At 39.6% G+C, this 23,607-nt stretch carries 27 protein-coding genes and 1 pseudogene; 12 read left to right on the top strand and 16 right to left on the bottom strand.

Translation table 11 applies throughout. The features are described 5' to 3' along the window. Window positions 1-55: 55 nt before the first annotated feature. Complete coding sequence (locus FPQ10_RS05080) at window positions 56-673, top strand: spore coat protein (RefSeq protein ID WP_144161260.1); 618 nt, start codon at window positions 56-58, stop codon at window positions 671-673. Between the two features lie 118 nt (window positions 674-791). Next, complete coding sequence (locus FPQ10_RS05075) at window positions 792-1,136, top strand: hypothetical protein (RefSeq protein WP_144161256.1); 345 nt, start codon at window positions 792-794, stop codon at window positions 1,134-1,136. 156 nt (window positions 1,137-1,292) lie between these two features. Here FPQ10_RS05075 and FPQ10_RS05070 read toward each other — a convergent pair whose 3' ends face one another. After that, window positions 1,293-2,432: an ion transporter gene (locus FPQ10_RS05070; RefSeq protein ID WP_370512023.1), complete on the bottom strand. Its 1,140-nt coding sequence runs from the start codon at window positions 2,430-2,432 to the stop codon at window positions 1,293-1,295. Between the two features lie 157 nt (window positions 2,433-2,589). Between FPQ10_RS05070 and FPQ10_RS05065 the strand changes: the two genes are divergently transcribed. Next, the gene (locus FPQ10_RS05065; RefSeq protein WP_144161253.1) at window positions 2,590-3,780 is read left to right on the top strand and encodes an MDR family MFS transporter; all 1,191 of its coding nucleotides are present in this window, start codon (window positions 2,590-2,592) and stop codon (window positions 3,778-3,780) included. A gap of 122 nt (window positions 3,781-3,902) precedes the next feature. Here the strand turns inward: FPQ10_RS05065 and FPQ10_RS05060 are convergent, their stop codons facing one another. From FPQ10_RS05060 to FPQ10_RS12950, 6 genes are all read right to left on the bottom strand, one after another. After that, the gene (locus FPQ10_RS05060; protein ID WP_144161250.1) at window positions 3,903-5,291 is read right to left on the bottom strand and encodes a UDP-N-acetylmuramoyl-L-alanyl-D-glutamate--2,6-diaminopimelate ligase; all 1,389 of its coding nucleotides are present in this window, start codon (window positions 5,289-5,291) and stop codon (window positions 3,903-3,905) included. Window positions 5,292-5,528: 237 nt separating this feature from the next. Next, window positions 5,529-5,864: a thioredoxin family protein gene (locus FPQ10_RS05055; protein ID WP_144161247.1), complete on the bottom strand. Its 336-nt coding sequence runs from the start codon at window positions 5,862-5,864 to the stop codon at window positions 5,529-5,531. Window positions 5,865-5,938: 74 nt separating this feature from the next. Next, window positions 5,939-6,235, bottom strand: coding sequence for a 4a-hydroxytetrahydrobiopterin dehydratase (locus FPQ10_RS05050; RefSeq protein WP_144161244.1), 297 nt, complete (start codon window positions 6,233-6,235; stop codon window positions 5,939-5,941). 78 nt (window positions 6,236-6,313) lie between these two features. Further along, window positions 6,314-6,751 carry an SRPBCC family protein gene (locus FPQ10_RS05045; protein ID WP_144161241.1) on the bottom strand — a complete coding sequence of 146 codons (438 nt, stop codon included), beginning with the start codon at window positions 6,749-6,751 and terminating at the stop codon, window positions 6,314-6,316. A gap of 215 nt (window positions 6,752-6,966) precedes the next feature. Beyond that, entirely contained in the window at window positions 6,967-8,343 is a 1,377-nt protein-coding gene (locus FPQ10_RS05040) for a sensor domain-containing phosphodiesterase (RefSeq protein WP_144161238.1), read from the bottom strand. 177 nt (window positions 8,344-8,520) lie between these two features. Continuing rightward, complete coding sequence (locus FPQ10_RS12950; protein WP_186278543.1) at window positions 8,521-8,670, bottom strand: hypothetical protein; 150 nt, start codon at window positions 8,668-8,670, stop codon at window positions 8,521-8,523. Between the two features lie 182 nt (window positions 8,671-8,852). Here FPQ10_RS12950 and FPQ10_RS05035 point away from each other — a divergent pair, with 182 nt between their 5' ends. Continuing rightward, window positions 8,853-9,749: a helix-turn-helix domain-containing protein gene (locus FPQ10_RS05035; RefSeq protein WP_144161235.1), complete on the top strand. Its 897-nt coding sequence runs from the start codon at window positions 8,853-8,855 to the stop codon at window positions 9,747-9,749. Window positions 9,750-9,878: 129 nt separating this feature from the next. Here the strand turns inward: FPQ10_RS05035 and FPQ10_RS05030 are convergent, their stop codons facing one another. The 6 genes from FPQ10_RS05030 to FPQ10_RS05005 all read right to left on the bottom strand — a co-directional run bounded on the left by FPQ10_RS05030 (window position 9,879) and on the right by FPQ10_RS05005 (window position 14,780). Further along, window positions 9,879-10,364 (bottom strand): PaaI family thioesterase, encoded by a 486-nt coding sequence (locus FPQ10_RS05030; protein WP_144161232.1) that lies wholly within the window; start codon window positions 10,362-10,364, stop codon window positions 9,879-9,881. A 120-nt stretch (window positions 10,365-10,484) separates the two neighbouring features. Further along, complete coding sequence (locus FPQ10_RS05025; RefSeq protein WP_144161229.1) at window positions 10,485-10,676, bottom strand: hypothetical protein; 192 nt, start codon at window positions 10,674-10,676, stop codon at window positions 10,485-10,487. A gap of 105 nt (window positions 10,677-10,781) precedes the next feature. After that, entirely contained in the window at window positions 10,782-11,774 is a 993-nt protein-coding gene (locus tag FPQ10_RS05020; protein ID WP_144161226.1) for an ABC transporter substrate-binding protein, read from the bottom strand. 17 nt (window positions 11,775-11,791) lie between these two features. After that, window positions 11,792-12,550 (bottom strand): ABC transporter permease, encoded by a 759-nt coding sequence (locus tag FPQ10_RS05015; protein ID WP_144161223.1) that lies wholly within the window; start codon window positions 12,548-12,550, stop codon window positions 11,792-11,794. Further along, window positions 12,534-13,319 (bottom strand): ABC transporter ATP-binding protein, encoded by a 786-nt coding sequence (locus tag FPQ10_RS05010; RefSeq protein ID WP_144161220.1) that lies wholly within the window; start codon window positions 13,317-13,319, stop codon window positions 12,534-12,536. The genes FPQ10_RS05015 and FPQ10_RS05010 overlap by 17 nt, the downstream gene beginning before the upstream one ends. A 207-nt stretch (window positions 13,320-13,526) precedes the next feature. Further along, window positions 13,527-14,780: a YeeE/YedE family protein gene (locus FPQ10_RS05005; RefSeq protein WP_144161217.1), complete on the bottom strand. Its 1,254-nt coding sequence runs from the start codon at window positions 14,778-14,780 to the stop codon at window positions 13,527-13,529. Between the two features lie 358 nt (window positions 14,781-15,138). Between FPQ10_RS05005 and FPQ10_RS05000 the strand changes: the two genes are divergently transcribed. Further along, a complete protein-coding gene (locus tag FPQ10_RS05000) occupies window positions 15,139-15,366 on the top strand; it encodes a hypothetical protein (protein WP_222103052.1) in 228 nt (75 codons plus the stop codon). 112 nt (window positions 15,367-15,478) lie between these two features. On the opposite strand, the gene FPQ10_RS04995 is transcribed toward FPQ10_RS05000, so the two are convergent. Next, window positions 15,479-16,441 carry an MBL fold metallo-hydrolase gene (locus FPQ10_RS04995; RefSeq protein ID WP_144161212.1) on the bottom strand — a complete coding sequence of 321 codons (963 nt, stop codon included), beginning with the start codon at window positions 16,439-16,441 and terminating at the stop codon, window positions 15,479-15,481. A gap of 253 nt (window positions 16,442-16,694) precedes the next feature. On the opposite strand from FPQ10_RS04995, the gene FPQ10_RS04990 reads away from it, so the two are divergent. Beyond that, complete coding sequence (locus tag FPQ10_RS04990; protein ID WP_144161210.1) at window positions 16,695-17,252, top strand: hypothetical protein; 558 nt, start codon at window positions 16,695-16,697, stop codon at window positions 17,250-17,252. 47 nt (window positions 17,253-17,299) lie between these two features. Here FPQ10_RS04990 and FPQ10_RS04985 read toward each other — a convergent pair whose 3' ends face one another. Beyond that, window positions 17,300-18,004 carry a DsbA family oxidoreductase gene (locus tag FPQ10_RS04985; protein WP_144161207.1) on the bottom strand — a complete coding sequence of 235 codons (705 nt, stop codon included), beginning with the start codon at window positions 18,002-18,004 and terminating at the stop codon, window positions 17,300-17,302. 284 nt (window positions 18,005-18,288) lie between these two features. Between FPQ10_RS04985 and nadE the strand changes: the two genes are divergently transcribed. The 5 genes and pseudogenes from nadE (at window position 18,289) to FPQ10_RS04960 (ending at window position 22,581) form a co-directional block, all read left to right on the top strand. After that, window positions 18,289-19,035, top strand: a complete 747-nt coding sequence (nadE, locus tag FPQ10_RS04980; protein ID WP_144161204.1) for an NAD(+) synthase — start codon at window positions 18,289-18,291, stop codon at window positions 19,033-19,035. Window positions 19,036-19,053: 18 nt separating this feature from the next. Beyond that, entirely contained in the window at window positions 19,054-19,620 is a 567-nt protein-coding gene (locus tag FPQ10_RS04975) for a cysteine hydrolase family protein (protein WP_144161201.1), read from the top strand. A 190-nt stretch (window positions 19,621-19,810) separates the two neighbouring features. Then, complete coding sequence (locus FPQ10_RS04970) at window positions 19,811-20,746, top strand: ABC transporter ATP-binding protein (RefSeq protein ID WP_144161198.1); 936 nt, start codon at window positions 19,811-19,813, stop codon at window positions 20,744-20,746. Next, window positions 20,736-21,989, top strand: coding sequence for an ABC transporter permease (locus FPQ10_RS04965; RefSeq protein WP_144161195.1), 1,254 nt, complete (start codon window positions 20,736-20,738; stop codon window positions 21,987-21,989). Before FPQ10_RS04970 ends, FPQ10_RS04965 begins: the two co-directional genes overlap by 11 nt. Before the next feature lie 152 nt (window positions 21,990-22,141). Beyond that, a pseudogene (locus FPQ10_RS04960) lies at window positions 22,142-22,581 on the top strand (DUF3231 family protein). A gap of 81 nt (window positions 22,582-22,662) precedes the next feature. Here the strand turns inward: FPQ10_RS04960 and FPQ10_RS12945 are convergent. Further along, window positions 22,663-22,833: a hypothetical protein gene (locus FPQ10_RS12945; protein WP_186278542.1), complete on the bottom strand. Its 171-nt coding sequence runs from the start codon at window positions 22,831-22,833 to the stop codon at window positions 22,663-22,665. Between the two features lie 283 nt (window positions 22,834-23,116). On the opposite strand from FPQ10_RS12945, the gene FPQ10_RS04955 reads away from it, so the two are divergent. Beyond that, complete coding sequence (locus FPQ10_RS04955) at window positions 23,117-23,299, top strand: H-type small acid-soluble spore protein (protein ID WP_144161192.1); 183 nt, start codon at window positions 23,117-23,119, stop codon at window positions 23,297-23,299. The last annotated feature ends 308 nt before the right edge of the window (window positions 23,300-23,607 follow it).

The raw sequence follows: 23,607 nt of genomic DNA, 5'->3' as shown, positions 1-23,607 counted from the left end.
TCCACGCTGAAAGAACCACCTTATGATTGTACTTTACACAAAGGAGGATTCTTTCATGCAACAGCAACAAAATTCGAACAGCCAAATGCAAGATTCGAGCAACTTAGCTGCAAACAAAAGTCATGGCGCACATGAAATCATGGATGTTCATGAAACGTTGTCCACACTCACTGGCACACTGGAGCACTATAAAATGTACCAACCGAACATTCAGTGTGAACAGCTGCAAAGTATTTTATCAAGACAAACTCAGTTCCTGAATCAATTGTATAACACGATGGTCAATACGTATCAATCCGGAACGCGTCCACAGCAACCAACCACGACGTATAACTTTGAACTTTCAAATGATGTCACATATGGCCTGAGTCCTAGCCAACCAACGCAACCACAGCAATCTCCTCAATCATTGAATGAGCAAAATTACTCAAGTTATATGATGGGGCATATTAAAGCATGTGCGACAGCATTTACGACATCTGCATTGGAAGCAACGAACCCGGTTATGCGCCGCGTCTTGCAAGATAGCGTACCGAACTTGTGTGAAATGGCTTATGAGTTATTCTTGTATCAAAATGATCGGAACTACTACCAAGTTCCTCAATTTGATGATCAATCGATGACACAATTACTGAACAGCTTCACAACTTTACCGAATCCTCAGCAACACTAATGTAAAAAGATGATAGGATAAAAGATAAATTTTGATGTAAAAGACAGTTGTTTAAATAATAATGACGTAAGCGTATAGGAAGTAGAATTAAAACACGTAGCCGCCTGTGGTCAAGTAATTGCAGATTCAGCTGCTCACTGCTGAAGTTGAACTGCTGACTGCTGGAGTTCGGCTGCTCACTGCTGAAGTTGAGCCGCTCACTGCTGGAGTTCGGCTGCTCACTGCTGAAGTCGTACCGCTCACTGCTGAAGTTGAGCCGCTCACTGCTGAAGTTCGGCTGCTCACTGCTGAAGTTGAGCCGCTCACTGCTGAAGTCGTACCGCTCACTGCTGAAGTTGAGCCGCTCACTGCTGAAGTTCGGCTGCTCACTGATGAAGTCGTACCGCTCACTGTTGGAGTTCGGCTGCTCACTGCTAAAGTTAAGTCCCAAGCAGGAGTTTGCCTATTAATTGTCGGACTCTAATGCCATATAACTTTTATAATGGAAAAAACGGACACGCAGCCCGCGGCAAGCGAAGTGTTTGATGAAGCGCCAGTCAAATAAAAAACCCGAGCGATTTATTTGATATTAAATCGTTCGGGTTTTCATCTTTTATATAACTTTTTTCCCAGATTTTCTCTAGTTTTTCTCTTTGATTAATTCTTTTAACTCTCGAATTTCCTGTCTTAATTCAGCGATTTCTCCGCGGACAATTTGTTGATCTGCTTCATCCTCTTCTTCTTTCTCCAATGCATCGATCTTTTCAAAGTTATTGACAATGACTCCGACGAATAGGTTAAGCACGACAAAAGCACCGACAAGAATAAACGCCACAAAATAAATCCACGCCCAAGGGGTAACTTCCATGACTGGACGCATGACACCACTTGCCCATGATTCCAGTGTGATCATTTGAAATAACGTCAACGCCGTCAGCTGCAGATTACCAAAGTATTCCGCACTAACATCTTGAAAGAGCATCGTACCGATGACACTGAAAATATAAAATACAATGAACAACAGTAACATGATGGTTCCTAAAGAAGGCAAGGTCATCAACAAAGCATTCACTAATTTTCGAAGAGAAGGTATGACGGAAATCGTGCGAAAGACACGTAACACACGTAAAACCCGTAATACGGTGATGAATGGTGATCCGATAAAGACATAACTCGCCGCAACAATGAGAAAGTCAAAGACATTCCAATTATCTTTAAAGAAATGTAAGGTTTTCTCTTCTGCAATCATCTTTAAAATAATTTCAATTGTAAACAAAATCAATACGATAATATCAAACGTCAAAAACCACTCTCGGTATTTTTCATATAAACTTCCGTATGTTTCGATTCCGACAAATATGGCATTCAATAAAATGATGCCAATTACAATCGGTTGAAACAATGGATGTTCTACAATCTTTCTACTATATGTTTGCAATCCAATCCCCCACTTTAATAATGCCTGTTTTATTTTATCATAAACAGGCTGTCTTTTTGGAGAAATGTTTGTGCTAAATTTGTACATTTGGGATGGGGATTGAACGGTTAGCAGGGTCGTTTGAACGGTTAGCGGGCTAGTTTGAACGGTTAGAGCGATACTTTGAACGGTTAGCACGATACTTTGAACGGTTAACGCGATACTTTGAACGGTTAGTACGATGCTTTGAACGGTTGGCGCGATATTTTGAACGGTTAGAGCGATATTTTGAACGATTGGCGCGATGCTTTGAACGGTTAGCACGATGCTTTGAACGGTTAGCGCGAACGTTTGAACGTTCAAACCAACCCTTTGAACAGTCAGGCACTCCCTCAACGCTCACCAACACGTTTTCATACTGTAACGACTACTTAAAATCCACTGATAGTTTTTTTCGACTAATCGTGATAAAATACGTGAAATAAAGTCTTGGTTTTCTACTGGTTAGGAGTATTAGCATATGCCAAAACAGGTATGGATTTTAATTATCGCAACATCCATTAACGTCACAGGTGCCTCTTTTATCTGGCCGTTAAATACAATTTATATGCACAATGAGCTTGGTGAGTCGCTGACTTTCGCTGGGCTCATTTTGATGTTCAATCAAGGAGCTGCGATCGTCGGTAATTTAGTCGGAGGAACGCTTTTTGATAAAATCGGCGGATATCGTACAATTTTAAGTGGTGGAGCTTTAACGCTCATTTCCGCTGTTGTGTTAACGCAATTCCATTCACTTGTCCCTTATTCGATTCTGTTAATCGTGATGGGATTAGGTTCAGGTGTCATCGTTCCTGCTATGTTCGCAATGGCAACTTCGGTGTGGCCTGAAGGCGGCAGACGCTCGTTTAATGCGATCTACGTCGCACAAAACGTCGGTGTCGCCCTGGGTGCTTCGCTTGGTGGTTTTGTTGCTTACTATTCTTTTTCTTATATTTTTTGGGCAAATGCTTCCCTTTTTATTCTGTTCTATATCATTGTGTTTTTTACATTTAAACCGATGGAGAAGAAAGTGGATGCGAATGCTTATTCAACCGTCTTCAGTAAAGGGCTAGCAATTAAAAACAAAAAGTCTTTCTTGGCTCTTGGCTTTTTAAGTATCGGTTTCTTTATCGCTTGGGTTGCTTATACACAATGGCAAACAACCATTGCGTCTTATACACAGGACTTAGGAATCCCGATTGATCGGTACAGCGTGTTATGGACGATTAATGGTGCTATGATCATCGCAGGTCAGCCATTGATGAAGCTGATCACCCGCTGGATTACGAGTCCGAAAATGCAAATCGTTGTCGGTAATACGATATTCCTCGGTTCTTTTATCTATATCCTTAAAGCCGAATCCTTTGCTGAGTTTGCAACAGGTATGGTGATACTCACTTTTGGTGAAATGTTTGTTTGGCCTGCAGTGCCGACGATTGCAGGTAACTTAGCACCAAAAGGCAGAACAGGGTTTTATCAAGGTATTATTAATAGTGTTGCTACAGCCGGCAAGATGACTGGCCCCGCTTTCGGAGGATTAATTGTCGATTACTTTTCAATTCAAGTCCTTTTTGGCATTTTGGCATTGCTCCTTCTATTGCCATTCCTTTCTGTCTATCTGTTGTCCCTTGCAGAGAAGAGAATTGAAGTAGCGAGTGAGTCTGCAGGATAGTTGAGTCCATCAAAAAAGCATTCCGACAAATCGATTCGATCGATGTTGGAATGCTTTTTATATGCTCATATCTTTCACCGTTTGCTTTAATTTTTCGACGGTTTCCCTGTCCGAATTTGTCCCTAATTGAAACGCTTGATTATATAACTCGTGACCTTTTCCGTCACCAAGATTATATCGCCTTCATCTGCTGCTTCAACGGCCTCTTTAATGGCAAGTGTACGATCGGGTATGATTTCTCCTTGTGAATGGCCATATTTGGCATGGTAGCTGTGTAGTGTTTGAACCATCTCTTCTTCTGGTTGTTCGTTGAGATCGTCTAAGGTTAAGATATATTGATCACTGTACATCGCCGAATTAATCAACATATCAGCACGTTTCGATTCATCGCGATCGCCCCGAAATCCAAACACATGAATCACTCGTTTGGCATCACATTCACGAGCGGCCTTCAAGCAATAAATAATACCTTTTGTCGTATGAGCGTAGTCGATGACGACTCGTATATTTCCCGGGAAATGAATCGACTCGAATCGACCTGGCAAAGAAGAAAAATTACGCAAGACATTCATCGACTTTTCGCGGTCTAACCCAAAATATTCACCGACAAGCAGGGTCATCGTTGCATTTAAGCGGTTATGTTCACCTGGCATTTTCAACTCGAATGACATCGCTTTTTCATTGGCAAACTGAATCGTTGACTGCCTTGTATCCAAAAGAATTGAAGCTTCCACTTCAGTACTGATTGTTTTTAATTGATACGATTGATTTTTCAGCCTGCGATAAACAATTTCTCCCCATGAATTGTCCCGATTCACGATTGCTAGTCCATTTTTCTTTAATTGTTTAAACAGTTGATACTTGGTTTCAAAGTAGTCTTCCATCGTTGAATGATAATCCAAATGCTCTTTCTCTAAATTCGTAAAAACGGCCACATCAAAGACTACACCTTTGACACGGTCTTGTTTCAGAGCGTGTGATGATACTTCAATGATCATGACATCGTCTTCACTTTGGTGAAGTAGTTGATGTAATTTTATTGGGTTCGGGGTCGTATTAATCGTCTTGAAGGCTTGTCCATTAACAATATTTTGGATTGTCCCTACAATCCCACACTGAAATCCTTGTGCTTCCAACGTTTCTTTCACCATATAGCTTGTCGTTGTTTTTCCATTTGTCCCTGTAATTCCGATGATCTGCTGCTTTTTGTCAGCCGTATCATAGAAATTTTTCGCGAGGATTCCTAAAACCGATTTTGACTGTTCCACAGATAAATAGACAGTCTTCTCCAAGGGGGTAGGACGCTCGCCGACAATTACTGAAGCGCCGTTTTGAATGGCTTCATCAATGTATTGGTGTCCATCGATTTTCTCACCATTGACGGCAATAAACATATAACCATCTTGTACTTCACGTGAATCATCGGTAATCCCTAGGATATCTATGTGATCGATTGGTTGATTGTATGGATTTTTATATGAAATTCCACTAAGGATCTTTTCAATTTTCATGGTTGCCTCCAAGGTGACACGGTAATTTTGTATAGTTTACCCTCAATGGTCCATTTTAAAAACAGTTCTTATTGATTAAGGAAAAAGACCTTGCTCGCTAGTTAGTCAAATGTCCTAGTATAAAAAATACGTATAACGCACGTGAGGAGCACCATTTAGGTTTAACTTTTCATCGATAGTTACCGCATAACTACTCATGCCAGGGGCAATGACTAATAAACGTATAAGTAAAATAAATTATTCGAAATAATTTTCATAAAGTTCTTTTATCTTTTTGTCAAATTTTTGCATGTAAACCGAGCGAGCTTCACGGTGATATTCCTTTCCGTCTACAAAAAGCAAAAGAACAGGCACCGTAAAGATATGAAACTTTCCAGCCACTTCCGGAACATCATCTGTACGAATCTCAGCAGCTTGGATCTTCGGATACTGATCCATCACCTTTTTCACTTGTGGTTTCAACCCGTGACAAACACTACAGTTTTCTTGTGAAATATACAAAAAAGCCACGTTGTTTCCTTCGATTAATTGTTCCGCTTCTTCCAAGGTTGTGAGTCGTTCGAAAAATTCCATATCATTCATTTCTCCTTATACGTGTTGAAACTGCCTAGCAAAAATTCACCAGGCAGCATCCATCTATCGTGTTATTATTTATCCGATTGCTCATATAATTCATCAAAATAATTCGCCATCTCAATATCCAAATCGGTAATTCCCTGCATTTCCCAAGATGAAATTTTAAGCGTTACAACTTTATAATCAATCGCAATATTGGGGTGGTGTTGCTTTCCCTCTGCATAGGCTGCCACTTTGCTGACGAACTCAATTCCTAACAAATAATTTTCGAATTTATAACGACGGCGAATCCACTTTTCATCAATCCGCTTCCAGTTGGATAGCTTTTCGAGTTCTTGTTCAATCTGCTCTTCTGATAATAGTTCCATTCATTTTCCCTCCTCATTCTTGTATACCCATCTATCAATGAAATTAATAAGAAAAGTGATGTTTTATCAGTAAAACAACTATTGATTCTGTTCCTCAATATATTGCTTCATGACTTCTAATTGTTCCCCATCTTCTTTTTTGATCATCTTTGTGATCAGCGGTTTATACAATTTGTTCTTTATTCCGGATGGTTTGAGTTTACCGATGAATTCCACTTTTGTACCCTTTTCAACTTCAGTAAAAAGATATGTGTAAGTCAGAAACAGTTGATGCTGTTGGCTTTCAATCGTGAATCGTTTATTCGGTTCAAATTCAGTCACTTTCAGGATGTTTTCCACTTTGAATCCACGAATATTTCTCGTTTCCTTGATTCCAGTGTTCAATCCAACAGGACCGTCTGTGATGATCTCTACATCTTCAATATGATTCATTTTTTCTGTATATCGATAATTGGATGCTACATCAAAAACTTGTTCGATTGGTGCTTCAATGACGGTTTCTAATTGAATTGCCATTTAAGCTCTTCCCCCATCCCCGTAAATTATTTACTTCATTATATCATTTACCGAGCGATGACTCATCTTAGAGGCAATCAGCATTTCTGTTGGGAGTTGAATATAGTTTGGCGAGGCAGCAATTTTTTCAAAAAAAATGTCCTAACCGTTTTTAAGGTTAGGACAAATTGAAAAGGGAGTAATATGCAAACCAATAGTAAGGTAGTTAGCGATTTTCATGTACGTTGTTGAGCAATTTGTTTCTTCATATCTTCAAATTTTAACGGATGACTGAAGTAGAATCCTTGGAAGATTTTACAACCAAAGCTACGAATCATTTCGTAATGCTCCTTCGTTTCTATTCCTTCAGCCAATAGCTTTAAGTTCAAATCTTCTGCGAGCTGTATAATCGTTTTACAGATTCGTTGATCGACTGGGTTATAAATGACATCTCGCACAAATGAACGATCAAGTTTAATCATATCAACCGATAAATACTTCAAGTAATTTAATGAGGAATAAGATGTTCCAAAATCATCAATCGAGATCTGCACATCTTGCTGCTTAATTCGATCGATTGTTTTTGAGACGTGGCCAATTTGTTGCATTAAAGCTGTCTCCGTAATTTCAAGTGCGAGCTGTTCTCCAGGGAAATTTGTATTGGTTAAGATGTTTTTTAATTTTGTAGAAAAATTCACTTGGGTAATATGACGAGCCGAAATATTAACGGACAAGACAAAATCTTGATGATGCTTTTCCATTAACTCTTTGATATCCATACAAGCTTGCGCCACGACGAGCTCGTCAATCAAGTCAATGATATCGTGTTCTTCGGCATACTCGATAAATTCACTTGGCGGCAGGATCCCTTTCTGTGCATGATCCCAACGAGCTAATGCTTCAAAACCGTAGATTTGGTTGGTATCTATTTGATATAGCGGTTGATAAAATGGTTTAATCTCTTTATTTTCAATCGCTTTCAATAACTCACATTTAAATTGCTCATCAGCTTTGGATTCTGGCTCTTTGATTTCGTTCATCCACGGAAAGTCAATTCTCATTTGTTCGGATTGAATATAATTTGCAATTAACAAGGTTAATAGCGAGCGGAAGGATTTGACGATTTCTACTTCACGATTGGTCGGTGAATGAAATTGTTTTGAAAAGATAGAAAATACAGCGATCACATCGCGGTCACGATAGTCAAAGATAGGAATAGACCAACAAGAGCTTAATCTCAATAGATCAGATACTTCTTGATAACCATCCCCTGACAGGCCATTCGAAATATTTTCTGAAAAAGCGACTCTTTCCATGCGAATAGCCGTTGCATTTGAATCGATCCCTTTCTCAATCACTGTTCCACAACATGCTTCCTTGAACTCTTCAGATAGTCCATTAGAAATACACTCCTGAAAAAATTCTTTCTTCTCGTCCACAATCATAATTGCACTGTATGTGCCGTTTAGTTTACGGTCAAAGTATTTCAAAATATGATGTAGGGCATCTTCATAGGAATCTGATTGATTCATCGCTTCCTCGATATAACGATAACCTTCCAAGAATTCTTCTGGCGTAACCTTTACTTGTTTCTTCACTTGCTGGTGAACCATAAAAGAATCCTCCCTCGCTATGATTTAATAGTGATGGCTAATTTTCGTTTTATGTCAAACAGTGTATAATATATTTATGTATATTGTGAAAATTCAATTTGAAAAAAGAGGGCCACCAAAATTGCTGGGGTAGCCCGATATGGATGGTTGTATCATTTGTAGATTTGCAACGAACAATTAGTCTAGCGAACCGAGATCTTTGTTCCCATTTCCAATACCTTGAATGGTAACAAACGCTTCTTCAGACGTGTTTTCTTGGCTCGCGTCAAAGCCATAGAGACTAGAAACAATAAGAACAACAGCTATAAGGCTCAAAAGCTTTTTCAAACCAGACCCTCCTTTGCGAGTTGATTTAAATTAAATCTATCACACTATCAAAATAGATGGATTTGCGATTTAAAACGGTTTGAGCCGAAAAAATGATCATTTTCTTATGTTTTCTTCGTTTTTCTCAAAAAGTATAAACATTGGAATATTTTAAGGGAAATTTTGTAAAAGGATGTGAGGTTTTGATAGATAACCGTGAAGACATCGGGGCAAAAATCTATGATTTAAGAAGGTACTTTCATATGACGCAAAAGGAGTTGTGTGATGGCATCTGTACCCAAGCCTACATTAGTAAAATTGAAAATGGCTCTTTGGCGATTGCGGCAGATATTCTATTTAAAATCTCCGAACGACTCGGTGTGGATGTGAATTACTTTTATGACACTACTTTTCCCGAACGAATGGATTACTCTCTGGAAGTAGAAATCCAGGCACGGGAATTGGTCATCCAAGATAATTACACTGCTTTGAAAAGGTTAATAGAAAAGGAAGAACAAACTCCCTTATATGAAAACAGACGTTTTAAACAATTCATTTTATGGCATAAAGCGTTATGTAAAAGGTATGTGGATAAGGACCTGGACACCTCACTAGATTTACTGAATGAAGCTTTATTATTATTCAATACAAACCATAAGGTCAAATGCGAGCGTGAGATTGAAATTTTGATGAATAAAGCAAACATATTGGTGGACTTCAAACAATACAGACAGGCTATAAATCTGTATGAAGATTTACTTTTCTCTGTCAAGAAACTACCAATCATTCGGAATCATAATATTGAAATCATGATTCGGTATAACCTGTCCCGTTGTTATTTGATGATCTCCAATTATGAAAAAACGATTGTACACGCGAAAAAAGGGCTGACCTCATGTAGAAATAATCGTTCCCTCTATGGAATGGGTCACCTTTATTTTATTGTTGGTAGAGCTTATGAAGAAATCGACCAAACGGTTCAAGCACTTGAGTTTTTTCAAAAAGCAAAGCAAGTTTTTGACCTGACTGAAGAAGATCAATACTATCAAAAAGCTTTATTCAACTTAAACGAACTTCAAAATTTACATAAACAAGTTTAATATACCACATTTTTATGAAGTTGTTTACAAATATTTGAACTTTTTTAGATAAATAGAACGAATTGAACCCTGGCCTCTTAATTGCCAGGGTTCATTAGCTTTTCATTATATATGGAATGACGAATAATTTTATCCCTTATTCGCGAACGTATCTGGCATAACGGCTGCCACAACCTCTCCCTTTACAACAACTTCATCATTTGCATAAACGCTGGTCGTCACCTTGAATTTTTTCGGATGAATCTCTTCAATATCGCCAACTGCTTTCAACGGAACGCCTTGAGGTGTCGGCTTTAAATAGTCCACATGCAACGAGGCTGTCACAAAGCGTGGCGCTGGTTTGCCATCACCTGGCTCGTGACCATTCTTGCTATGTAAAAAGAGAGCTGCTGACCCAGTACCATGACAATCTACCAAGGAAGCGATCAATCCACCATAAACAAATCCAGGAATGGCTGTGTGTTTTGGCTTAGGTTGATATACGGTTATCGACTGATCACCTTTCCATCCTGTTCGAAATAAGTGTCCATCCTTATTTTGATGTCCACAACCAAAGCAATGAGCAAAATCATTTGGATAATCATCTTGAATCGCATGCTTAACTTCTTCCATCATCTCACCTCTAAAAATATATTCTCTTCCATCTTAAATAGATTCGATAAGTGAGTGATGAATTCCTTCTTTTCTATTAATAAGAGCATCCAAGCTACGCCGCTTGAACACCCTATTCTATTTCTATTGAATTGGATTGCCGTCTTGATCGATCAGTACGATTGTATCGGTTAATGTTTCTGTCACATTGATTTTATACACGCCATCTTCAACAACTAGATGATGAATAGCATTTACTTGGTTGTTATTGTATTCATATCTCTCAGCAACATCGGCCGCAATGCTTTGTTGGCCGATTTCTACATATATTATCATGACTTTATTGAAAAGCTTTAAATTATAATAAATTGACTATTCATCACTACCGGAAGTTCTGAGAAAGAAAAAACCACCCGGCAAACCGAGTGGCTTTTAGCAAATCTATTCAATAAATTGTTTGTCGACTAAACCTGACAAATCAGGCTGTTCATCCAAGAATCCTAAATCATGGGATGAATTGGCGAACTCCTGCAATACCTCTGAGTTAACCTCGTAGGTGAAAGTAATTCGCTCCCATGCCCGATCGACGACCTCAGAAGATAGTTCTTGGTCCGTAATGTCTTTGATTTTATCAATCGCAATTGTTTTCGCTTCATCCGGATTGTTTTGGATAAACTCTGTTGCACTTTTATGTCCATCCACGATACTTTGAACAAGTTCCGGATCATTCTCAATTAATTCGTTGGATGTGACAAAAACGGCAGCAGGTAATGTCTCACCATAGGCAACATCTGGCGTATCAATCAAGACTTCCCCTGTACCCTCTTCTTCAATAAATGACGCCCATGGCTCTGGTACAGTTGCGACATCTACATTACCTGTTGCAAACATATTAGAATAAGTTGCTGGTTTACCTGTGACGTGTTTGATTTCACCGTTCACACGATCGGTTGTCATGCCATATTCTTCTTTCATTTGTGTCTCAAACTGAACATCGTGTGTGCATCCAACTCTTGGTGAAATGAAGTTTTTCCCTGCAAGGTCTTCAGGTGATTCAATTCCTGCACCTTTTCTCGCCATGATGACCGTACCGCCTGTTGAACCAGCTGCGACAACACTTACCTCTGCTCCACTCGTATAGTGGTTCATGGCAGGTCCGGGACCGACTATACCTGCTTCAATATCACCGGTTTCAAGCGCCGTCATAAACGCTGATCCATCTGGGAAGTATTGATAGTTGACAGTTGTTCCGTCCGGCAACGATTCTGAATATAAGTCTTTTTCCTCTGCAACCATGCCGGCAACGTGATTTATATTTGGAAAGTAACCAATCGTCACTTCTTCATTCGAATCCTCTTCCGCATTGGAACTACCGCAAGCTGCCATCAATGCACCTAACACTAATACCATTGCGAACAAAATCATTTTTTTCATTGAATGACTCTCCTTTTTTATGTGTTTAATAAGCCCCAACGTTTAAGGACATTTTTCTCTAGTTTTGAAAAGACCAACTGATCGACGATTGCACCGATCGTACCAATAATGATGATAATTCCAATGACTTGATCCATTTTGGCAAAATCGGAGGCAAACTGTAAAGAGTACCCTAGTCCTGGACCATTGCTTAATAATTCCCCAGCCATTAAAGCTCTCCAGCTGAACGCCCAAGCAAGGCGTACGCCTGTCATGTAATAAGGAATACTCGCCGGGATTTCTACCCGGTAAAATAACTCCGCACCACTTGTGCCCATCGTTCTTGCTGCCTTCACCAATTGAGGCGGGACATTTTGAATCGCTGACCGAACATTCAATGCCATCACGAACGTTCCACCTAATACGACAACAAAAATTACGGCGAACTCCGTGAATCCGAATAACATCAAGGATAAAGGTACCCAGACAATACTTGGAATACTTTGTAGAGCAATTAAGTACATCCCGGCCGTCTCATCCGCTTGGCGTGATTTCCCGAGAATGACGCCGAGAATTGTTCCGAAAAGTAATGCGAGCGACAAACCAATTAATAGATGTTTAAAACTGGCTCCTAGCGCTACGAGTAAACTCCCACTCGCAAAGCCATCATATAAAGCTTCCAGCACCTTAAGGGGACCCGGCAAAACGACTGGTGGGAAAACATTCATTGCCACAACCAGCTGCCAGATTCCTACAACGACAACCAGAAATAATATTCGTTTAATTGCTAGCTTCATAGTCTATTTCTTCCTTTAACACTTTGTCGATTTCGACTTTCAGTAAGTCCATTACTTGGCTTTCCAGTTTAACTACATCCGGATTACTTCTCTTTCTAGGCCGTGGCAAATCAACATGGATGTCTGCAATGACCCGACCCGGACGAATCCCCATGACAATGACGCGATCGGAAAGCTTGATGGCTTCGTGAATGCTATGCGTAACAAATAGAATGGTTTTATTTGTTTTTTGCCAAATCTTTGTTAACTCATCTTGCATTAAATCCCTAGTCTGTTCATCCAAAGCACCAAACGGTTCATCCATCAAAAGCACTTTAGGATCCATCGACAGCGCTCTTGCAATCGCTACACGCTGTTGCATCCCACCCGATAATTCGTAGGTGTAATGATTGGTGAACCTACTTAGATGAACCATTTTCAAAAAATGCTTAACCCGTTCTTCCGCTTCTTTTTTCGGTAATTGCTTCTTAATCGGGTAAAGAACATTATTCTTTACATTCAACCAAGGAAACAGTGAAGGTTCTTGAAAAACCATCCCTCTGTCCGAGCCCGGTTTACTGATTTCTTCCCCTTCCAACAAAATGGTGCCTTCGGTTATGTTCTCTAAGCCTGCAATCATTGAAAGCAACGTAGATTTTCCACAACCTGAAGGACCGAGAATGGAAACAAATTGATTTTCCTCAATGGATAAATCAATATCGGAAAAGACTTCAAACTGATTCTGTTGATCTTTGTAACTTTTACCTACTTGCTTTAGCTCCAAAAACATTTAAGCACCATTCCTAATTAATCCGATATAATTACTCGGTTTTATTTTATAATAGTAGATTATACAGTGGAGACATAAAGTGTGTCAATTATTTGTTATGTTTTCTTTAAAATAAGTTAACACCCTACTAATTTGGGAAATAAGCGTGTTTATCTGCTACTTACAAGAATAAAAGCCACTCTTTTTATAGAGTAGCTTTTATCCTTGCTAACAGAATGAATCCTTAGGCTTCGGTACCGATAAACCAAATAGAGGTCGTAGATACAGAGCGACAAAGGTTCCTGCCAATGCAAGCAATCCCCATACATAACCATGCACACTGAATGAAGCAATGCCACCGAAGTAAGCACCGATATTACAACCGAATGCTAGGCGTGCGCCATATCCCATCAACAGTCCACCGATGATTGAAGCTGCTACATTGCCTTTCGTCAGCTTGGAAAACTTAAATAATCCGCCAGCCGCTGATGCGAGAAAGGCACCTAAAATGACACCAAGATTCAAAACGGTCGTTGAATCTGTAAAAATACTAGACTGCAAAACTTCCGCGTTTGCACCTTGCCAATATCCCCAACTGGCGACATCAATTCCGAAAAATTGAGCTGTTTTGGATCCCCATAATGCAAATGCTGATGTGATTCCCCATGGTTGGCCTCTTGTCATTAATGTTAGAGCATTCAAAACCGCTAAACCGATTGCAGCTGCGAATAGTGGCCATGAACCACGAAAGATCCGTTTCCAACCAGCAGTCTTTGGCAATGGAGCCATACGTGGTGGTTGTTTTTTTCTTTCAATTACTAATGTAATCCATGCAATTAAACCAAATAATGCGATTGAAACAATCCATGCGCCACCATAGCCTAACCCTGTAGATGTCGCTAGTGAGATCGGTTCAAAAGATGGTGTCTCATCCGTCCAAAATGGCAAATGATAGGCACCGATTGTTGAACCTACAATGAAAAATAGCAAAGTAAACAGCATTACTGTACGTCCACCTCCAACAGCATAGAGCGTACCAGAGGCACAACCGCCACCTAACTGCATTCCAATACCAAATAAAAATGCACCTAAAATCACGCTAACACCGACAGGAGAAACATAGCCAGATACTCCTGTACCAAAGAAAGACACACCGAATGCGAGAATCGGTGCAAATAATGTGACCGCGACCGCAAGCATAACCATATGGGCGCGAACGGCTTGCCCATTCCCTACTGCTGCTAAGCGGCGAAAGGCAGATGTAAAACCAAAACGCGCATGAAACAGTGTATATCCAAGTAATAAACCAAGGATTAATAAAATAGATTGCATTGCGACTTGGGTGAACAATAAATACACCATTAATATAGCCGTTACAATCAAGCCAGCTATAATCAAAGGTGTTTGTGGTTGATTTAACTGTTGATCTTCTCTTTTTATTGGATCTAAAGCCTCGTTGACAGGCTGTACTTTTGTTGTCATATTCAATTCCTCCATTTCCGATTGATTTAATCGGGTTTAACATATTGTCTATAATATTCCCCTGCCGGCTTTTTGTCAATAAAAATTCTCCAAAATAAAAAAGATACAAGAGTGATGGTCTCTCGTATCTTTCATTTAGCAATAGCAGGCGATTTTAAATATCGTCCGGCCGCTCAATCCGTATTTGTTATTTATATTCAAAGAATATTGTTCAGCATAACGTCCAATAAGATTGAGTTATCGATCTTTTTTGGAAGAAGAGCGTAAGCTTGCTGCTTACTGTTGATAAATGTGATCGGACTGTTGATTAATGCTTGCTGACTGTTGATAAATGGGTTCGAACTTCTGATAAATGCTTTTGACTGCTGATAAAACGGTTCTAACTGTTGATAAACGCCTTCTGACTGCTGATAAATGGGCTCTAACTGCTGATAAACGCCTTCTGACTGCTGATAAATGGGTTCGAACTGCTGATAAACGCCTTCTGACTGCTGATAAATGGGTTCGAACTGCTGATAAACGCAGGCTGACTGCTGATAAATGGACTCGAACTGCTGATAAATGCAGGCTAACTGCTGATAAATAAGCTCGAACTGTTGATAAACGCCTTCTGACTGCTGATAAACAGGCTCGAACCGCTGATAAACGCAGCTTTTCGATACTTTTTCAGCAACAGTACCTATATAACAAATTCTAAGTCACTGCTTAGACTTACTTTTGTCTAAATAATCTATAATCCCTTGTGCACAAACTTTCATATCAACTTCTAAAAGCTGATAAACAGGATGGTCATCACTCACCTTACGATCCACTAAATGTGAAGCGACGGATTCAATTAGCAACTCGTAGAGCAATTCCGCCTTTTCGGATGATGTCCGTCCCTCATAGTCCTGATCGACCTTTCTACCACGATCCATGAATATAGGGAGAAAATAGGTGATTTGGCGATAGACATTTTCAGGATCTTCCGATACCCCATAATGACCAAAGAAGATTCTTGAAACACCCATATCCTTGATTCGTTGCATGGATTCCAACATTGAGTCCGGGTTAAATTGATTTGGCGACGTCGATGGCAAAATAAATTCATGTTCACCTGCCAGTTGGGCATAACGAACACCAATCGTATCTCCGGTAAACATACCGTTACTAACAGAATCATGTATAGAAAAGTGATGCTTTGCATGACCTGGTGTATCGTAGAATGTTAAAACTCGATGTTCACTTAGGCGCAATTGCTCGCCGTCTTCCTTTGTGATAATCCGGTCTTCGGGCACCGGCTTAATCGGATCGAATAATTGATCAAATTGGTCACCGTAGACCGCCCGTGCTCCTTGAATCAACTTCGTTGGATTAGCGATATGTCTAGCACCACGTGGATGAACGACTACCGTTGCATTCGGACAATGCTCCAGTAAAACACCAACGCCTCCAGCGTGATCTAAATGAATATGTGTCACAATAATATATTGAATTTCTTCTGGTTGAATTTCTAATTGTTCCAAGCCGTTTAATAAATGAGGGATGGATGGACTTGCACTCGTTTCGATAATTGACGGTTGTTCTTCGTGGAGAATATAGCTTCCCGTTCTTTCTGGAACAAACAAGTCATGTAAATCAACCATTGAAATTTTATCGCCTAAGTCTGTGATGGTCGACATTTTATCGCTCCCCTTCTAAATAATTTCACACTAATGACTATATTCAACAAAAATCGCAAAATCCCTTTAAAGACGTAACATCTTATTACTCCATCCTATTTATTATACGCATCCGAAGTCTTAAGATGTATCTCATCGATTCAAACATGCCACCCACTAAACGGTCTCTATTCCCAAACGGAACATAAAATCTCAAGCACACTTGCCTAATGAATGAATATCTTATGGGTGAAGACTAAAGGAGGGATTCATGATGAGTCATAAAGATGCTTATCAGCCAAAGAAACAACCAGAAGCAATGTGTGGAGATCACCATCAACACGGCATGATGTATGGACATCAAGGAAATCCAAGTATGGTTCAAGGACAGCATTATATGGGGCCTGGAATGGACTGCAATCAACAAATGATGCCCGCACATTATGGTAATATGCCACAACAAATGGATGAAAATCAACATAAAAAGAATATGTATGACCACTGCAATAAGCATAAACTTCATCTCATGCATGCGCAGTTAATGGATGGATCGATGGTAGAAGGTATTTTAGATGAATATGACGAAGATGGTGTGACACTGATCATGCCATGTGGGGATGAGATGAGAGAATCATCCGATGAACGGATTGATGGATTTGGATCAGGTTATGCTGGCTATGGGCACGGCGGTTATGGCGGCTATGGAACTGGTTATGGATACGGAGGATATGGCGGATCCTATGGTCATTACCCAGGAAGATTCCGCAGATTCCGTCGTCGTCGATATCCATTCACTAATATTTTCCGACTGTTTACTCCATTCTTTTTTTAATAGAAAGCAAAGAACCGCACAGCTATCATAGCCATGCGGTTCTCTTCTTACATATTGCACGAGTCGTCATCACAATATTCCGTCTTGGATCCCAACACCTGAATTTTTGACTCTTGTTTTTCTTCCTCTTGCACCTTTTGTAAAACTTCTAAGAATGTCTCACTAGGCTGTGCTCCAGATACGCCATACTTATCGTTAAATACGAAAAACGGAACCCCTTGAGCACCAATTTGCGCAGCTGTCTGCTGATCTGCAACCACTTGGTCTTTAAAGCGGTCGCTTTCCAATACTTGTAACGATTCTTCTTTATCAAGATTCACATCTTCTGCGAGCCCCAGTAAAACATCTTGATCGTTAATATTCTTGCCCTCTGTAAAGTAAGCTTTCAACGTACGGTTGACAAAGGCTTCCATCTTTCCTTGCTCTTTTGCATAATGGCTAAGCCGATGAGCATTCTCTGTATTTGCCGGACGTGCTTGGTCTAAGTTGAATTCCAACCCAACATCTCTTGCTTGTTCGCTGATCGATTCATTCATTTCTTTCGCTTTTTCAACTGACATTTGATATTTTTTAGCCAATGCTTCATCCAGGCTCAAATCTGTTTCTTTCGGACTGTTCGGATCCAATTGGAAACTCCGATAAGACACCGAAACATCTGATTGACCTGAGAAGTTTTCCAACGCCTCTTCAAAACGTTTTTTACCTATATAACAAAAAGGACAGACCATATCTGAGTAAATATCAACTCTCATATTCATACCTCCGTCTTCACTTCAGTTCAAATCATTTCTCTAAACATTATTTAAGAAATCCCTTTAAAAATCAACCAATTGAACTTACTGTTTCGCTTCAATATGACTATCCAATTCATTTAAAAACCGATGTTTTACAAAGATGTTTTCAGAACACAAGCGCTATTTTCCAACCAAAGTTACCGCGAACGACAGTGGTCATAAAATACTTATCCCTCTTGCGTTTAGTTTACTTCCAATGAAGGAATGCTTATGTATATAATGTTTTTCAAGAGGTGATTTTTATGGATACAGAAAAACATGTACAGCATATTGTGAATTGGTTAAAGGAATATAAAGACCAAGCCGGTGCAAAAGGTGGCGTCGTCGGGTTGAGCGGCGGGCTTGATTCCACTGTTGTCGCTTACCTCATGAAGCGCGCTTTTGGTGATCATGCCCTTGGTGTCCTATTACCGATCCACAACTCTGTTGAGGCAGAAGAAGATGCACTACTTGTCGCAAAGGATTCGAAAATAAACCATATCGGAATTGAACTGACGGATGCATTTAAAGAAGGTTTCGGTCAAATTGAAAAAACACTTGGCGAAAAGTGGAATAAAGATTCCGCTCAATTGGTCGGTGCGAATTTCCAAGCAAGATTACGTATGTCAACGTTATATGCGATTGCTCAAAATAATCAATATCTAGTGATTGGTACCGGAAATTCTTCGGAGCTCTTTACCGGCTATTTTACGAAGTATGGTGATGAAGGTGTCGACATCAATCCTCTCGTTAATTACAGAAAAGAACAAGTGAAAGAAATGGCTAAATACTTAGGTGTACCTGATCGTATACTAAACAAGGCTCCTAGCGCAGATTTATGGGAAGGACAGACGGACGAAAAGGAAATGGGTATTTCTTACGCTGCAATCGACCGTTATCTTCGTGGAGAAGAAATCCCGGCAGAAGACGAAAAAACACTCATGAAACTACACAAATCTTCAGAGCACAAACGTCATCTTCCACCTGGACCACCTCAACTAGACGCATAAGCTAGAAGGAGAGTTCCTATGAAAGACAACACAGCACTGATTTTAATTGATATGATCAATAAAATGGATTTTGAGGGTGGTGAGGATCTTCTTGAAAATACGAAACCAATCGTCGATCCCATCATGAAGTTGAAAAAACAAGCAAAGGAATTAGGTTTACCTACGATTTATGTAAACGATAACTTCGGCCTCTGGCAAGAAGACGTTGAAAATGTCATTGAAGTGTGCAGAAATGAACGTGGACAAGAAGTCGTTGAGCAAGTCCTCCCTGAAAAAGATGACTTTTTCATCATCAAACCAAAACACAGTGGTTTTTATAGTACTCAACTGGATATCTTACTCAGCCACTTAGATGTCAAAAATCTAATTCTGACCGGTGTGGCTGGTGATATCTGTGTGCTGTTCACAGCAGATGATGCTTATATGCGGGAATATAACTTATGGGTACCAAGTGATTGTACAGCTTCCGAAACGGAAGGAGACAATGATAACGCCCTTCGTTTAATGAAACGCTCGATGTTCGCAAATATCCAGCCAACGACAAAGGTGAACATAGAAAGCGCCTTTCAACAGACAAAACAATAACTCTGTTTCAAACCTTCTCTGATGTTCAGAGAAGGTTTTTTAGTATGAACATGTTCATTGAGACAAACAATCCCTCTACTAATTAAATTTTTAAAAAATTCCCTACAACTTCAATTTTTTTGATACAATGTTTAGTTAGTGACATATCATTCATAACATAATGAATAAGTTATCGGGGGAGGGGAAGTTTGTGAATGAAATATTAAGTGTTAAAGGACTAGGTAAGTCGTTTAAAAACACACGGGTCGTAAAGAATATCGACTTTGATGTACATAAAGGCGAAATCATGGCGGTTCTTGGACCAAATGGTGCCGGTAAGTCGACTACAATCCGTAGTATTATGGGCATCCTATTGCCTGATGAGGGCACAGTCACATTTCACAATCATGCACAAGGCGAGGTGCCGAGGCACAAGATCGGGTATTTGCCTGAAGAGCGCGGACTTTATAAAAAGGTTAAGGTAATGGACATCTTACTTTATTTTGCGGAGTTGAAAGATTATCCATTGGATAAAGCCAAGGAACGTGCACTCGCTTATTTGAAAAAATTTGATCTTGAAGGAAAAGAGAATGTTTCTGTCGATGAACTATCCAAAGGAATGGGACAAAAAGTTCAGTTTATTGGATCCATTATTCATGAACCGGAGTTATTGATTTTGGATGAACCATTCTCCGGATTGGATCCTGTCAGTCAAGAAGTTTTCAAGCAAGAGATCAAAGACCTTGCCAAAAAAGGAACCGCTATATTGCTAAGTTCCCACCAAATGAACTTAGTAGAAGAAATGTGTGATCGGTTGTTTTTAATCCATCGTGGTCAAAAAGTTATTTATGGTTCTATGGATGAAGTGAAGGCACAATATGCGAACTTTAAATGTACGATTCACGGTAATAATGATCGTTCTCTCTTAGAAAAGATCAATCAAGTTGAGCGAATTGAACAGCAAGATGACATTTCCATTTTATACTTGTCTTCCGATGTGCAGGTCAACGATTGGATCAAACAATTACCGAGTACATTAGATATTCAAGAGCTGAGCGTCGATCGTATTTCACTCCATGAAATCTTTGTCGATATTGCGACAGACAGTAGTTTAGCACAGGAAGCAGGTGTAGTTGATGCGAAATAGTTGGAAAGTCGCCAAATGGGAAATCAGAAGAAACCTTAAAAGCAAATCTTTTTTAATTTCATTGTTTTTAACACCGATTATTTTTGCGATCTTCGCAACCGTTCCAACACTACTTAGTGATTCAGGCGAAGACCAAGACAGTGAACCAGCACAAACAACTGTCTACCTGAATGATGAAATTGGAGTGTGGGATCAACTGGAACCGATGCTGAGTGAAGGTGGAGACCTTCATTGGGATGTTGAGCTTACAGATGAATCATCTGATGAGATGGCTACAACGCTTGAAGATGAAACACGGTCCGTTTATATACATCTAGATGAATCTGCCTTGCAGAGTGGAACAGTTGATTATTATACCTCAGAAGAAGTTCCTGAGAGTTTTCAATATGAAGTGCAGCTATTTGAGCAGCCACTTCGCTATATTCAGCTTGAGCGAACAGGTTTAGACGAATCAGAGATCCAGACAGCCATGAATCCAATTACATTCAACCAAAATGAAGTGACAATGGAAGCAGGTACTGACGCTGGTGAAGCACAATCACAAGGAATCGAATACTTTTTACAAAAGTTTGTTCCGGGTGTCTTTGCTGGACTTGTTCTTTTCTCCATCGCCATTACCGGTATGATGGTTTTCCAAAGCGCCTCAGAAGAAAAGAAAGAGAAAGTGGCGGAGATCATTTTATCTTCCGTTACGGCGGGTGAATTGATGCAAGGGAAAATTATTGGTTATTTCGTTTTAGGAATTTTACAAGTGACGGTTTGGATTGGAATGGCTGCACCAGTTGCGCTAGCCTTAGTCGATTATCCGATTATCGAATACTTACTTGTCCCTGAATTGTTATTATTCCTTCTTATTGCTATTTTGGGTTACCTGATGTTTGCGTCGATTTTTGTCGGACTCGGTGCTACATTAGAAGACTCATCTAGCGGAAGCAACTTCCAAGGTTTTGTTTTCATGATTCCTTGGTTACCATTCATTTTTATTGGCCCGGTTCTTACAAATCCAGAAGGCATGCTATCGCAAGTTTTATCTTATATTCCATTTACATCACCTGGTATCATGATCCTTCGGTTATCGATATTGGACGAATGGCCATGGGTTCAAATTTTCATCAGTCTTGCCATTTTGATTGTCTCTATCTGGTTACTCATGAAGTTAGCCGGTAAGATCTTTAGAATCGGCATCCTGATTTACGGTAAAAATGCTACACTACCTGAAATTTGGAAATGGTTACGTTCGTAACGATTTAAGGACGAAGAAAAAATTCTTCGTCCTTTTTTTATTTTCAATTGCTGCTCGAATAGTTTCTGATGTTTGTTCAAACAATATATCTGTATTTCTTTTTTTAAGTAAGGAGAAGATGGATGGATCTCAATAAATTAAGGAGTGTGTTTATGGGCGTATTAAGTGGCAATCCAACAAATGAGCCAATTAGTTAAATCATGCTGGTGATGAAGATTTAAAAAAGTTATTGGAAGAAGCAATTGAAGCAGGACAACGTGAAAGTAAACAAATTGAAGCGCTATTAAAGGAAAATGGAATTGGACTGCCTCCAACACCACCGGAACGTCCAAAAGCTTCTTTAAATGATATTCCCATTGGGGCACGTTTTCAAGACCCAGAAATCACTGCCGCTTTATCGGCACATATTGCTGCTGGGTTAATAGCATGCAGTACAATCATGGGCGAATCGATTCGGGAAGATATCGGCATGCTGTTTGGACAATTCCATACGCAAAAGGCTCAACTCGGTGCAAAGGTCCTTCGTTTGAAAAAAGATAAAGGATGGTTAGTCCCACCTCCTTTACATCATCATAAAGCGGATGATTGTTGATTCTGCATCGGCTCGTAGACGCAAAAGAACTGGACGGGAATGATTCCGTCCAGTTCTTTTCTATTTATATTTAAATTTATTTTATCGATGTCCTAGTTCCATATCTAAATTTGGATGTGCTTGATCTATTGGAAGTGTTGTATTGGTATCATTTCTGCGATTTCTCACTTGAGTCACCAAGCTATCCACCGCGTACAACACGAATAATGTGGAAAATACTGAGAGCGATACAATGATTAATGATGTTGTCATTATCATCAAACCCCTTTCTCCCTTAAACGTTATATATTTTTGTTTCTAATTATATCATACCAAATTTGGCCATTATTACAACCTTATTGCTCATATACATACGATTTATTCTAATTTCTTCACCATTCTGCCATATACTCAAAACGCATTTTTACTTTAACGTTAAAAAGTGATTTATAAAAATTATAGCTGTTTTAGATAAACAAATAATGGGTAATATATAAATATAGCGATCAATAACATGATGCAGCTATCTCTAACATCCTTTAAAGGAGGCTAATGCATGAATGTTATCCGTGCACAAGAAGTTTCTGACTTACCGGATATGAAGCATGTTGAATATAACGGCGAACGCGTCTATATCAAACATGTCGATGAAGAAAAACAAACAGCCGTCATTAATTATTTAGAAGACGTCGATAAGGATTTAGAGGTGAAAGTACAAGACTTGGAAGAAAAAGAATAATCACGCTATGTTCTCTCTCCCCCTTGAGTTCATATAAAAAAATCTGGGCCTGAATCGGCCCAGATTTTTTAGGTTATTGATCAATTTCATTTGGTGACGTTTCATCGTTTCTCCCTTCAACCGAGTGTCGAGCTCAACCCCAAGAGATATGCGCCATTGAAATTTTAGAGGAAAATGAGTAGCACGATTTAAATATATGAACCCAATTCCAGGAAATATGCGCCCAACCTGGCGAGATATGCCGCCTGATGCTGTATAAATGCGACCGACCAGACGAGATATGAGCCCGTGAGCAGGATATATGCACT

The sequence above is a fragment of the Allobacillus sp. SKP2-8 genome (genome assembly GCF_007559355.1).
Classification (GTDB): Bacteria; Bacillota; Bacilli; order Bacillales; family Alkalibacillaceae; genus Allobacillus; species Allobacillus halotolerans.
Note: the sequence above shows the minus strand (reverse complement) of the source record. Positions and strands in the feature narration are given on the sequence as shown.

Bases quoted from the DNA above. Each gene is read 5' to 3' on its own strand.
- FPQ10_RS05080 (WP_144161260.1), top strand. From the start codon at position 56: ATGCAACAGCAACAAAATTCGAACAGCCAAATGCAAGATTCGAGCAAC.
- FPQ10_RS05065 (WP_144161253.1), top strand. From the start codon at position 2,590: ATGCCAAAACAGGTATGGATTTTAATTATCGCAACATCCATTAACGTC.
- FPQ10_RS05060 (WP_144161250.1), bottom strand. From the start codon at position 5,291: ATGAAAATTGAAAAGATCCTTAGTGGAATTTCATATAAAAATCCATAC.
- FPQ10_RS05055 (WP_144161247.1), bottom strand. From the start codon at position 5,864: ATGGAATTTTTCGAACGACTCACAACCTTGGAAGAAGCGGAACAATTA.
- FPQ10_RS05050 (WP_144161244.1), bottom strand. From the start codon at position 6,235: ATGGAACTATTATCAGAAGAGCAGATTGAACAAGAACTCGAAAAGCTA.
- FPQ10_RS05045 (WP_144161241.1), bottom strand. From the start codon at position 6,751: ATGGCAATTCAATTAGAAACCGTCATTGAAGCACCAATCGAACAAGTT.
- FPQ10_RS05040 (WP_144161238.1), bottom strand. From the start codon at position 8,343: ATGGTTCACCAGCAAGTGAAGAAACAAGTAAAGGTTACGCCAGAAGAA.
- FPQ10_RS05030 (WP_144161232.1), bottom strand. From the start codon at position 10,364: ATGATGGAAGAAGTTAAGCATGCGATTCAAGATGATTATCCAAATGAT.
- FPQ10_RS05025 (WP_144161229.1), bottom strand. From the start codon at position 10,676: ATGATAATATATGTAGAAATCGGCCAACAAAGCATTGCGGCCGATGTT.
- FPQ10_RS05020 (WP_144161226.1), bottom strand. From the start codon at position 11,774: ATGAAAAAAATGATTTTGTTCGCAATGGTATTAGTGTTAGGTGCATTG.
- FPQ10_RS05015 (WP_144161223.1), bottom strand. From the start codon at position 12,550: ATGAAGCTAGCAATTAAACGAATATTATTTCTGGTTGTCGTTGTAGGA.
- FPQ10_RS05010 (WP_144161220.1), bottom strand. From the start codon at position 13,319: ATGTTTTTGGAGCTAAAGCAAGTAGGTAAAAGTTACAAAGATCAACAG.
- FPQ10_RS05005 (WP_144161217.1), bottom strand. From the start codon at position 14,780: ATGACAACAAAAGTACAGCCTGTCAACGAGGCTTTAGATCCAATAAAA.
- FPQ10_RS04995 (WP_144161212.1), bottom strand. From the start codon at position 16,441: ATGTCGACCATCACAGACTTAGGCGATAAAATTTCAATGGTTGATTTA.
- FPQ10_RS04990 (WP_144161210.1), top strand. From the start codon at position 16,695: ATGAGTCATAAAGATGCTTATCAGCCAAAGAAACAACCAGAAGCAATG.
- FPQ10_RS04985 (WP_144161207.1), bottom strand. From the start codon at position 18,004: ATGAGAGTTGATATTTACTCAGATATGGTCTGTCCTTTTTGTTATATA.
- nadE (WP_144161204.1), top strand. From the start codon at position 18,289: ATGGATACAGAAAAACATGTACAGCATATTGTGAATTGGTTAAAGGAA.
- FPQ10_RS04975 (WP_144161201.1), top strand. From the start codon at position 19,054: ATGAAAGACAACACAGCACTGATTTTAATTGATATGATCAATAAAATG.
- FPQ10_RS04965 (WP_144161195.1), top strand. From the start codon at position 20,736: ATGCGAAATAGTTGGAAAGTCGCCAAATGGGAAATCAGAAGAAACCTT.
- FPQ10_RS12945 (WP_186278542.1), bottom strand. From the start codon at position 22,833: ATGACAACATCATTAATCATTGTATCGCTCTCAGTATTTTCCACATTA.
- FPQ10_RS04955 (WP_144161192.1), top strand. From the start codon at position 23,117: ATGAATGTTATCCGTGCACAAGAAGTTTCTGACTTACCGGATATGAAG.